Raw genomic sequence first — 9711 nt, 5'->3', positions numbered from 1 at the left:
GATGAAGATAATCCCGCTCAACACCCGCCTGTCATCGACCCGCGGTTTTCCGTGCGACTTCGGAAAGAAGCGTTCCAGACGCGCCATCTGCGCGTCGCTCAGCCAGAAAAGGTCGCTCATGTCACCGATCCGTTTTTCCGAGCCGTGAATCACGCAACAGGGAGGAAATCAATGCATCCTGACCCTAGACGTGCAGCCGAGCGGCTGCACGTCTTGGCTTTAACGATCATTTTGCGCGGAACGAATGTTCGACGGCATCGCCCGGCTCTCAAGCCGGGCGATTTTTCATGTGGGACTATCCTTATCCCTCAAACTTGGCCCATCACCTTTCGGCAGCGCCTTGAAGGCGATAGTGCGAAGCGGGGCAAAGCGAATGCCACGCCGGGAACAGATGCCCTCCTGTAAGCGGCGCCCGGCCCTGCGACCGGGCGCCGATGCGTCAGTGAACCACGCCGCTGCCGCCGGCGACGGCGATGTTGTAGGGGGCGCCCTCGACCTCGATCGTGCCCAGCTCCGACAGATCCTCGGTCGAGATGCGCCGGATCAGGCCCGCGTTCGGGTCGGTCACGACGATCTCATCCCCGGCCATGGCAAGGCGCGGGCGCGGGTCGTTCCAGTGGCCGTCCATCGAATAGGGCTCGGTCACGTTCGCCGAGGCCTCGATCTCGCCGGCCAGCATGTCGATGCGGTGCAGGCTGCCATCCTCGGTCAGCACATAGGCATGGGCTGGCCTGACCGGGTCCAGCGCAAAGTCGATGCGGCGGAAGGGCAGGCTGATGCGGGTAAAATGCGGCTCGTCGACCGGATCGATCACGACCAGACCGTCGGGGCCGTGATTGCCCAGAAACATCTGGATCGCATTCGAGCCGAGGATCGTGCCGGTGGTCACGTCCTGCGGCAGATCGGCAGGGTAATCCAGCATCTCATAGACCGGGCCATCGGATCCGGTGGTCACCGCCAGCACGCCCTCCTTGCAGCCCGCGACCAGATAGGCGCCCGAAAACGCCTCGCCATGGATGCCGGTGCAGGGGGCCAGATCGCCGGTGGGCTGCCCTTCGGCGTCAAACGCCTGCAACCCGAGACGCGGCACGGAGGCATCGCCCGTGACTTCCTCGTCCGAGGCAACAGTCGACAGCCAGGCATCGCCCAGGGGTGCGACGAAGCCGTGATGCGCGCGGGCCTGCGGAAAGCGCTGCGGGTCGATCCGGCCACGTGCCAGCGCCGCGCCGTCGATCACCTCGGCATAGCCGCCGGTGTCGTAGTTGATGACGACCTGGCCGTCGTGATCGACCAGATGAAAGGGACGCGGCCCGGTCAGGACGGTGTCGATCGCGGTCGGGTCGGTGACCTCGATATCGGCATGATCGCCGTGATCCTCGAACGAGATGCCGCTGTCGAAGAGATGCACCGCGTCATCGTCGGATTGCACGGCGGCCACCACGGCGCCGCCCGCGACCGGGAACAGCTTGGTCTGGCCGGTCGTCTCGAACGTCCAGCGACGGTCGGGGTCCGAAAGGTCGATGGCAGTGACCTGACCGCCCGCATGATCGCCCACGAACAGGCGATACAGCGTCACGTCGCCCTCGTGGGCATGATCGTGGTCGGGGCTGTCCTGCGCCATGGCGGTGCCTGCCAGCATCAGGGCCAGCGTGCTGGCACCGGTGAGGATTCTGATCATGGGTCGTCTCCTGTGGTTGGGAAGGGTCATTCGGACAAGGCCGCGGTGATCGCCTGCGCGTTGTGGCGCATCATCGACAGACAGTCGGGCGCGGGACCGTCGGGCCCCGACAGCGCGTCGGAATGATGGGTGTCGGCCAGCGGCAAGGCGGCAAGGAGGCGCAGGATTATGGGGGGGTCCTTCGGGGTCAGGCCGTGCGGTGGGCGCGGCGCGACAGTCGGGGCATCAGCAGCCCGACCGACAGCATGTCCAGCGGCCGGTGATCGACGCCCAGCAGGCCGACCTGTGCCAAGGCCGTGGCCACCCGGTCCCGGTCCCGCATCCGGTGGCGACTCAGCAGCCCGCGCCGCTGCCACAGCCCAAGCGCCACCAGATCGCGCACCCATGCGGGAAAGCCGCGATCCAGTTCTGACAGCTGCGGCAGATCGGCGATGGTCTGCTTCGGTCGCCTGCGGCACCGCCCGCTCATCGGGGCCAGCAGCCCGGCGATGGTCTTGAGCAGCGTCGACTTGCCCGAGCCGTTCGGCCCGACGATGGCGGTCAGCGACCCCGGCGAGAACGATCCGTTCTGGTGATGGATCGCCGCATGGCTGCCATAATCCGACAGGGTGATGACCGCGCCGCCGCCCGCATTCTCTTCTGCCACTGCGCTGCTCCTCAGTTCGTGAATGTGATTACATAACGTAAATGGGAAGCGCAACCCGTTGCGGGCGCCCCGTGGGACATTCATCGGGCCGCTGTCCGGTATCCCTTGCGGATCGGAGATCGCCGTCCCGCCGAGGATCGGCGTTCGTCAATTGGCGGGATGGCGCATAAAGGGCTCGGTCAGGCGTCCTGCAGGCGACGGCGATAGGCAGCGGGGGCCTCTCCGACCTGCAGACGGAAGCGGCGCGAGAAATAGGAGGGATCGGCAAAGCCCAGCCTGAACCCGACCTCGGCCACGGGCATGCGGGTGAAGGCGATCAGCCGGCAGGCCTCGGCCATCAGCGCGGCCTCCAGATGCGCGGACAGGCTGCATCCCCTGGCCGTCCGAACGATGCGGTTCAGATGGCCGGTCGTGACATGCAGCGCCCCGGCATAGTCGCGCGCGGTCCAGCCCTCGCCCAGATGCCCGGCGATCAGGGCGTCCAGCCGGTCCATCTGCCGCCCCGCGCCATGGGTGGGCGCGATCCCGTCCAGGCTGTCCTCGGCCATCGTGGCCAGCAGCAGCTGCGCCAGCCCCACGAGGCGCTGCGCGCGAAATGTGCCAGTCGTTCTATGCGCCTGCCGCAGATCCGCGATCAGTCCGGCGGCCCGGTCGGACAGGCGGCCCTGTTGCGGTCGGGCCAGCCAAGACGACATCTCGGGCGTCATGCCCGCCGTGACCGGGGTCGGAAAGGACAGGACCGTCCCCTCGGCCCCCTGCGAGAAGACGAAGCCGTGGACGGCCTGCACGGGAATATAGAGGTAGTCCCCGGGACCAAGGTCCAGCGCCCGCCCGTCCACGCGGGCCTTGGCCGCGCCGGTCTCGATCTGCAGGATCTGCGACATCTGCCGGTGCCGGTGGGGCGAGATCGCCCAGTCATGCAGGCGCGCGCGGTCCAGGACCCGTTCGCAATGGATCACGTCGGGAAAGACGCTGGTCTCTCCGAAAAGGGTGAAGACCGGGATCGGCGGGCGGGGCTCCATGCCCGAAAAGTACCAGCCTATGCCGCCCGCGTCCATTCGTTCAACAGCCGCCGCAGGCTAGGGTCGTCGACGACATGACAAGGGGGATGCTTCATGACCGCGATCCGCACTCAGGTGGCCATCATCGGCGGCGGGCCGTCGGGCCTGCTGTTGTCGCAATTGCTGAACCGCGCGGGCATCGACACGGTCGTGCTGGAGCGTGCCACCCGCGATCACGTGCTGTCGCGCATTCGGGCGGGTGTTCTGGAAAGCGGCACGGTGGATCTGCTGCGCGAGGCAGGCGTGGCCGCGCGGCTGGAGGCCGAGGGCATCCCGCATGGCGGGTTCTGCCTGTCCGACGACGACCATCTGATCCGGATCGACATCCATGCGCTGACCGGGCGGCAGGTGATGGTCTATGGCCAGACCGAGGTGACGCGCGACCTTTACGACGCGCAGGAGGCGCAGGGCACGACGATCCTGCACGAGGTCTCGGATGTGGTGATCGGCGATCTGGACCAGGACCGGTCGATCGTCGACTTCACCCATCAGGGCCAGCGCAAGCGGCTGGATTGCGCCTATGTCGCGGGCTGCGACGGGTTTCACGGCGTCTCGCGCCGGACCATCCCCGAGGACCGGCGCCGCGCCTTCGAACGGGTCTATCCCTTCGGCTGGCTGGGGATCCTGGCGACGATGCCGCCCCTTGCCGACGAACTGGTCTATGCCAATTCGCGCCACGGCTTTGCGCTGGCCTCGATGCGCAACGACCATCTGGTGCGGCTCTATGTGCAGGTGCCGCAGGCGGACCGGGTCGAGGACTGGTCCGACGACCGCTTCTGGTCCGAATTCACCCGCCGCATCCCCGCGCAACTGGCCCACGGCCTGACCCCGCATCCCTCGATCGAGAAAAGCATCGCGCCCCTGCGCAGTTTCGTGTCCGAGCCGCTGCGATGGGGCAATCTGTTCCTGGTGGGCGACAGCGCGCATATCGTGCCCCCGACCGGCGCCAAGGGGCTGAACCTGGCGGCCTCGGACGTCTTCTATCTGCATCAGGCGCTGATATCGGCGCTGCGGGGGCAGGGCAGGGCGGGGATCGACGGCTATTCGGACCGCGCCCTGTCGCGAATCTGGAAGGCGATGCGGTTCAGCTGGCAGATGACCACGATGCTGCACCGGTTCGAGGGCGAGGACAGCTTTGCCGCCCAGATGCGCCGCGCCACGCTGGACCATCTGGCGCAGTCCGAGACCGCGCGCCACGATCTGGCCGAGAATTACGTGGGGCTGCCCTATTGACCCAAGGGGGCGGCCGCATCGACGCCTTCCCCGGCCGGCAGCCGCTCAGGCCCTCTGCGCGTCGTCCGAGACCGGGACGGCACCGATGACCGGATCGAGATGGACCTCTATCTGGGCTACCGGGAAGCTGTGTGGAAGTTGAGCTCTAACATCAGCTATTGCAGCTATGTCTATGAGAAGTCCGGTTTCGATTGCCCGGAGGCGATCGCCAAGCTGGACCGGAGCGTCACCGATAGCATCGCCCTGGAAGCCAGGCTGCGCGCGCCTTTCGGGGGGCCGAGGTCGGGGGCGGCCCGGTGCGGCAAGCGCCGGGCCGTCCCGGTCAGGACAGCGCCACGACACCCGGACCGCCCGAATGAAGACGGGCGACCAGGGCCTGCCGGTTCGCCAGCACCGCCCGCTGGTTGACCGAGCCCTTGTCCGTCACCTCGCCCGCCGCCGGGTCCAGCGGATCGATCAGCCACATCGCCAGGCTGACGCGGGTCGACGAGCCGGTGGCGCGCGTCGCGAAATCCGACAGCCGGTCGCGCAGAAGGGCGGTCAGGCGCGGATCGTCCAGCGTGGCCTCCGGTCCCAGAAGGGCCGCGATCCGCGCCGTCGCGGGCACCAGAAGCGCCCCGATCCGGGGCTGGTTCTCGCCGGTCAGCACCGCGTCCTGCGCCAGCCCGCCAAGCGCATCGACCAAAGCCGCGCGCAGGGCGCCGACGGCGACCCAGGTTCCGGTGTCCAGCTTGAAGTTCTCGGCCGTGCGCCCGTCGAAGACGAAGCCCTGCGCGGGATCGTCGGCATCGACCGGGCGCAGCGCGTCACCGATGCAGTAGAACCCCTCGTCGTCGAAGGCGGCGGCCGTCAGCTCGGGTTCGCGCCAATAGCCGGGGGTGATGTTCGGGCCCTTCAGCCGCAGCTCCAGCTTGCCGGCCTGGGGCACCAGCTTCATCGTGACGCCGCGCGCGGGCAGGCCGATATTGCCGGGGCCCGCGACATCCGCGACGGCGGCCAGCGCGAAGGGCCCGGTCTCGGTCGCGCTAAGGCCGCTGCCCATCAGCGTGCGCGCCCCGGTCGCCGCGACCGACAGCGCCTGCAGCCGGTCCCAGGTGCGCTGCGCCATGCCCGCGCCCGCATACATCAGCATCCGCAGGCGGCTGAAGAATTGGTCGCGCAATGCGGCGTCGCCCTCCATCGCGTCGCAGAGCGCGTCATAGCCGATGGGCACGTTGAAATACCAGCTGGGCGCGATCTCGCGCAGGTTGCGGATCGTCTCGGCCATGTGGCGGGGCGTCGGCTTGCCGGCATCGACATGATAGCTGCCGCCGAAATGCAGCGCCATGTTGAAGACCTTGGACCCCGCCGCGACATGGTTCCAGGGCGCCCAATCGACGAAGACCGGCGGTTCCTCGGTCAGGAAGCGATAGCAATCCGCGATCATCGCCTGATTGGCACACAGCATCCCCTGCGTCTGGATCACCGCCTTGGGCGCGCCCGTCGTGCCCGAGGTGAACATGAACTTGGCGATGCTGTCCCCCGTCAGCGCGGCATGGACCTGATGAACACGGCCCGGCGCGGCCTCGGGGAGGGCGGCCAGCACCGGCACGCCGGCCAGCACCCCCCGCGCGATCCCGGCAAGGTCCGGGTCGGGCGCAAACACCGCCCCCGGGGTGATCTGACCGGCGATCTGGCGAAGCTTCGCCCCCTCGGCCAGCCGCGCATAGGCCGGCGAGACCGCGGCCGAGGGCACCCCGGCATGCTGCGCGCCAAGCGCCATCAGCGCGTGCCCGATGCCGTTCTCGGCCAGGATCAGCAGAGGGCGGTCGACGGACAGCCCCCTGTCCAGCAGCGCCTGCCCGATGCGCGGCAGCAGGTCCGCCAGCTCGCCATAGCGGAGGCGGTGCCAGTCGCCGCCCGCCGCGCGTTCCGCCATCCAGATGCGATCCGGCGCAGCTTCCGCCCAATGGGCGATCCGGTCGGACATGTGGCGCGCAGGCGGGGCCAGAGGATCGGCCTGCGCGATGATCTGCGTGCCGTCCGGCCGGGTCCGGACCCGCAGGTGCGGCGTCCAGACGGCGACCTTCCGCAAGGGTGCGGTTGCGGCATCTGTCGGTTCCCTGTCCTTCATCGCGGATCTCCTCCCACGGCTTCCTCGCGGCAAGATAGTTTCCTTGGATACTGTTTATAAGAATATTATCTTGCGTTAGAACGGTCCCCAGCAGGAGGCGATCATGACAGAAGAACTGGTCAGCTATGAATGCCGCGATCAGGTGGCGGTGCTGGGACTGGCGCGCCCGGGCAAGCGCAACGCCATCTCGGACCGGGTGGTCGAGGCGCTGGCGCTGGCGATCGAACGGGCCCGGACCGAGGCGAAGGCTGCCGTCCTTCACGGGCATGGCGCGCATTTCTGCGCGGGCCTCGATCTGGCCGAACATGTCGCCCGCACCCCGTTCGAGGGCGTGCTGAACTCGCGCCGCTGGCACGAGGTCTTTGCCCGGATCGAGCTCGGACCGATCCCCTGGTTCGCGGCCATCCACGGCGCGGCGGTCGGCGGCGGGCTGGAACTGGCGGCGGCGGCGCAGGTGCGGGTCTGTGACGAGACGGCCTTCTTCGCCCTGCCCGAGGGCACGCGCGGCATCTTCGTGGGCGGCGGCGGATCGGTCCGGGCGGCACGCCTGCTGGGCATCAGCCGCATGACCGACATGATGCTGACCGGGCGCAGCATCGACGCGGACACGGCCGAGCGGTGGGGGCTGGTCCATTACGTGACGCCCCCCCGCCAGGCGCTGGACCGCGCGATCGCGCTGGCGCAGAAGGCGGCGGGCAATGCGCATCTGTCGAATTACGCCATCATCAACGCGCTGCCCCGCATCGCCGAGATGTCGCGCGATGACGGGCTGTTCATGGAAAGCTTCATCGCCTCGTTCACCGCCACCGATCCCGAGGCCGAGGCGCGGCTGCGCGATTTCCTGGATCGCAAGACGGGCAGGGTCGCCCCTCCGGCGGCGCGCTGATGGCCGGCATCGAGATGGGAGAGCTGGGCCGCTCGCTTGGCTATCTGCTGCGGATCGGCCAGCTGGAGGCCTTCGAGGCCTTCTTCGCCCGGTTCGAGGATCAGGACCTGCGCCCGGGCGAGTTTTCCGTGCTGTGGGTGATCGGGCTGAACCCCGGGCTGCGGCAGGGCGATCTGGCGCAGGCACTGCGCATCAAGCCGGCGCACATGACCAAGATCATCCGCCGGCTGGAGGATCTGGGCCGCGTGGCGCGCAGCATCCCGGCCGAGGACCGCCGCTCGGTCCATCTGCACCTGACGCCCGGGGGGCAGGATTTCGTGGCCCGCCACAGGGCCGTCTTCTTCGGGCAGGACGCCTATTTCACCCATACGCTGACGGCGGACGAGGAAGCGGACCTCGTGCGGCTGCTGCGCAAGATTGCGGGATTGCCATGATCGATCTGGACAATATCGTCGCCATCGACATCCACACCCATGCCGAAGAGCCGTGCAATTGCCCGCGCGACGACGGCTATGACCAGTTCCAGGCCGGCATGGCGCGCTATTTCCGCAACCCCGCCGGGGTGGACGGGATGCTGCCGACCGTGCCCCAGACCGCCGCCTATTACCGCGAGCGCCGGATCGCCGCCGTCATCTTCGGCGTCGATGCCGAACGCGAGACCGGCTTTCGCCGCCACAGCAACGAGGACATCGCCCGGCTGGCCGCCGAGAACAGCGACATCCTGATCCCCTTCGCCTCGATCGACCCGGCCAAGGGGCGGCTTGGCGCGCGCGAGGCGCGGCGGCTGGTGCGCGATTTCGGCGTGCGGGGGTTCAAGTTCCATCCCACGATGCAGGGCTTCTTTCCCAACGACCGCGCCGCCTATCCGCTGTACGAGGCGATCGCCGAGGAGGGCGCGATCATGCTGTTCCATACCGGCCAGACCGGGGTGGGCGCGGGGATGCGAGGTGGCATGGGAATGCGGCTGAAATATTCCGACCCAATCCATGTCGACGATGTGGCGGTCGATTTCCCCGACACGCCGATCATCCTGGCGCATCCGTCCTTTCCCTGGACCGAGCAGGGGCTGGCCGTCGCCACCCACAAGCCAAACGTCTATATCGACATGTCCGGCTGGTCGCCGCGCTATTTCCCGCCGATCTTCACGCAGTATGCCAACACGATCCTCAAGCGGAAGATGCTGTTCGGATCGGACTGGCCGGCGATCACGCCCGATCGCTGGCTGGCCGATTTCGCGGACCTGCCAATCCGCGACGAGGTGCGACCCCTGATCCTCAAGGACAACGCGGCCCGCCTGCTGGGCCTGGGAGGTCGCGATGCGGATTGAGGGCAACGCCTTTCTGGTGACCGGCGGCGGCTCGGGTCTGGGGGCCGCCACGGCGGACTGGATCGCGGGGCAGGGCGGTCGCGTGGCGGTGCTGGACCGCAACGCCGGTGCGGCCCGCGCGGTGGCCGACCGCATGGGCGGGCTTGCCGTCTGCGCCGACGTGACGGACGAGGCGCAGGTCATGGCCGCGCTGGAGGCTGCCGAGGCGGCGCAGGGGCCCTTGCGCGGGCTAGTCATGTGCGCGGGCATCGGCGGCGGTGCCCGGGTTCTGGGCCGCGACGGCCCGCAGCCGCTGGCGCAGTTCCAGGCGATCCTGCGCGTCAACCTGCTGGGCAGCTTCAACGTGCTGGCGCCTGGCTGCCGCACGGATGCAGGCCGCTCCGGCGAGGGACGGGGGGCCCGAGGCGGATGAAGAGCGGGGTGTGATCGTCAAGACCGCCTCGCTGGCGGCTATGACGGGCAGATCGGGCAGGCGGCCTATGCGGCCTCGAAGGGCGGAATCGTCTCGATGACGCTGCCCATCGCGCGCGAGTTCGCACGGTGTGGCATCCGGGTCGTCACGATCGCGCCGGGCCTCTTCCGCACGCCGCTGATGGAGGAACTGTCCCCCGAGGCGCTGGCCGCGATCACCCGCGGCATCCAGTTCCCGCCCCGGCTTGGCGCGCCCGTCGAATTCGCGGCGCTGGCCGGGGCGGCGCTGACCAACCCCTATCTGAACGGCGAGGTGATCCGCCTGGACGGCGCCGCCCGCCTGTCGCCGCGCTGAG

General features: G+C 68.6%; 8 protein-coding genes and 2 pseudogenes. 5 read left to right on the top strand and 5 right to left on the bottom strand.

The genetic code is table 11. The features are described 5' to 3' along the window. The 4 genes and pseudogenes from FA743_RS13660 to FA743_RS13645 all read right to left on the bottom strand — a co-directional run. Window positions 1-120, bottom strand: a pseudogene (locus FA743_RS13660) (IS5/IS1182 family transposase); the annotation flags it as partial. Window positions 121-439: 319 nt separating this feature from the next. Continuing rightward, complete coding sequence (locus tag FA743_RS13655) at window positions 440-1678, bottom strand: metallochaperone AztD (protein ID WP_136886657.1); 1239 nt, start codon at window positions 1676-1678, stop codon at window positions 440-442. Window positions 1679-1865: 187 nt separating this feature from the next. Next, window positions 1866-2324 (bottom strand): ATP-binding cassette domain-containing protein, encoded by a 459-nt coding sequence (locus FA743_RS13650; protein WP_246054965.1) that lies wholly within the window; start codon window positions 2322-2324, stop codon window positions 1866-1868. A 179-nt stretch (window positions 2325-2503) separates the two neighbouring features. Continuing rightward, window positions 2504-3346: a helix-turn-helix domain-containing protein gene (locus FA743_RS13645; protein WP_246054964.1), complete on the bottom strand. Its 843-nt coding sequence runs from the start codon at window positions 3344-3346 to the stop codon at window positions 2504-2506. Between the two features lie 93 nt (window positions 3347-3439). On the opposite strand from FA743_RS13645, the gene pobA reads away from it, so the two are divergent. Then, entirely contained in the window at window positions 3440-4618 is a 1179-nt protein-coding gene (gene pobA, locus FA743_RS13640; protein ID WP_136886654.1) for a 4-hydroxybenzoate 3-monooxygenase, read from the top strand. Window positions 4619-4940: 322 nt separating this feature from the next. Here pobA and FA743_RS13635 read toward each other — a convergent pair whose 3' ends face one another. Next, on the bottom strand, window positions 4941-6731 hold the full coding sequence (locus FA743_RS13635) for a feruloyl-CoA synthase (protein WP_136886653.1): 1791 nt from the start codon (window positions 6729-6731) through the stop codon (window positions 4941-4943). A 103-nt stretch (window positions 6732-6834) separates the two neighbouring features. Here FA743_RS13635 and FA743_RS13630 point away from each other — a divergent pair, with 103 nt between their 5' ends. The 4 genes and pseudogenes from FA743_RS13630 to FA743_RS13615 all read left to right on the top strand — a co-directional run bounded on the left by FA743_RS13630 (window position 6835) and on the right by FA743_RS13615 (window position 9710). Continuing rightward, window positions 6835-7617, top strand: coding sequence for a crotonase/enoyl-CoA hydratase family protein (locus FA743_RS13630; RefSeq protein ID WP_136886652.1), 783 nt, complete (start codon window positions 6835-6837; stop codon window positions 7615-7617). Next, window positions 7617-8051 (top strand): MarR family winged helix-turn-helix transcriptional regulator, encoded by a 435-nt coding sequence (locus FA743_RS13625; protein ID WP_136886651.1) that lies wholly within the window; start codon window positions 7617-7619, stop codon window positions 8049-8051. Before FA743_RS13630 ends, FA743_RS13625 begins: the two co-directional genes overlap by 1 nt. Further along, window positions 8048-8944: an amidohydrolase family protein gene (locus FA743_RS13620; RefSeq protein WP_281281782.1), complete on the top strand. Its 897-nt coding sequence runs from the start codon at window positions 8048-8050 to the stop codon at window positions 8942-8944. Before FA743_RS13625 ends, FA743_RS13620 begins: the two co-directional genes overlap by 4 nt. Then, a pseudogene (locus tag FA743_RS13615) lies at window positions 8934-9710 on the top strand (SDR family NAD(P)-dependent oxidoreductase). The gene FA743_RS13620 and the pseudogene FA743_RS13615 overlap by 11 nt, the downstream one beginning before the upstream one ends. Window position 9711 lies beyond the last annotated feature (1 nt).

It is taken from the genome of Paracoccus gahaiensis, from assembly GCF_005048225.1.
GTDB classification, from domain to species: domain Bacteria; phylum Pseudomonadota; class Alphaproteobacteria; order Rhodobacterales; family Rhodobacteraceae; genus Paracoccus; species Paracoccus gahaiensis.
The sequence above is the reverse complement of the archived record's forward strand: the minus strand, read 5'-3'. Positions and strand labels throughout refer to the sequence as shown.

Bases quoted from the DNA above. Each gene is read 5' to 3' on its own strand.
- FA743_RS13655 (WP_136886657.1), bottom strand. From the start codon at position 1,678: ATGATCAGAATCCTCACCGGTGCCAGCACGCTGGCCCTGATGCTGGCA.
- FA743_RS13645 (WP_246054964.1), bottom strand. From the start codon at position 3,346: ATGGAGCCCCGCCCGCCGATCCCGGTCTTCACCCTTTTCGGAGAGACC.
- pobA (WP_136886654.1), top strand. From the start codon at position 3,440: ATGACCGCGATCCGCACTCAGGTGGCCATCATCGGCGGCGGGCCGTCG.
- FA743_RS13635 (WP_136886653.1), bottom strand. From the start codon at position 6,731: ATGAAGGACAGGGAACCGACAGATGCCGCAACCGCACCCTTGCGGAAG.
- FA743_RS13630 (WP_136886652.1), top strand. From the start codon at position 6,835: ATGACAGAAGAACTGGTCAGCTATGAATGCCGCGATCAGGTGGCGGTG.
- FA743_RS13625 (WP_136886651.1), top strand. From the start codon at position 7,617: ATGGCCGGCATCGAGATGGGAGAGCTGGGCCGCTCGCTTGGCTATCTG.
- FA743_RS13620 (WP_281281782.1), top strand. From the start codon at position 8,048: ATGATCGATCTGGACAATATCGTCGCCATCGACATCCACACCCATGCC.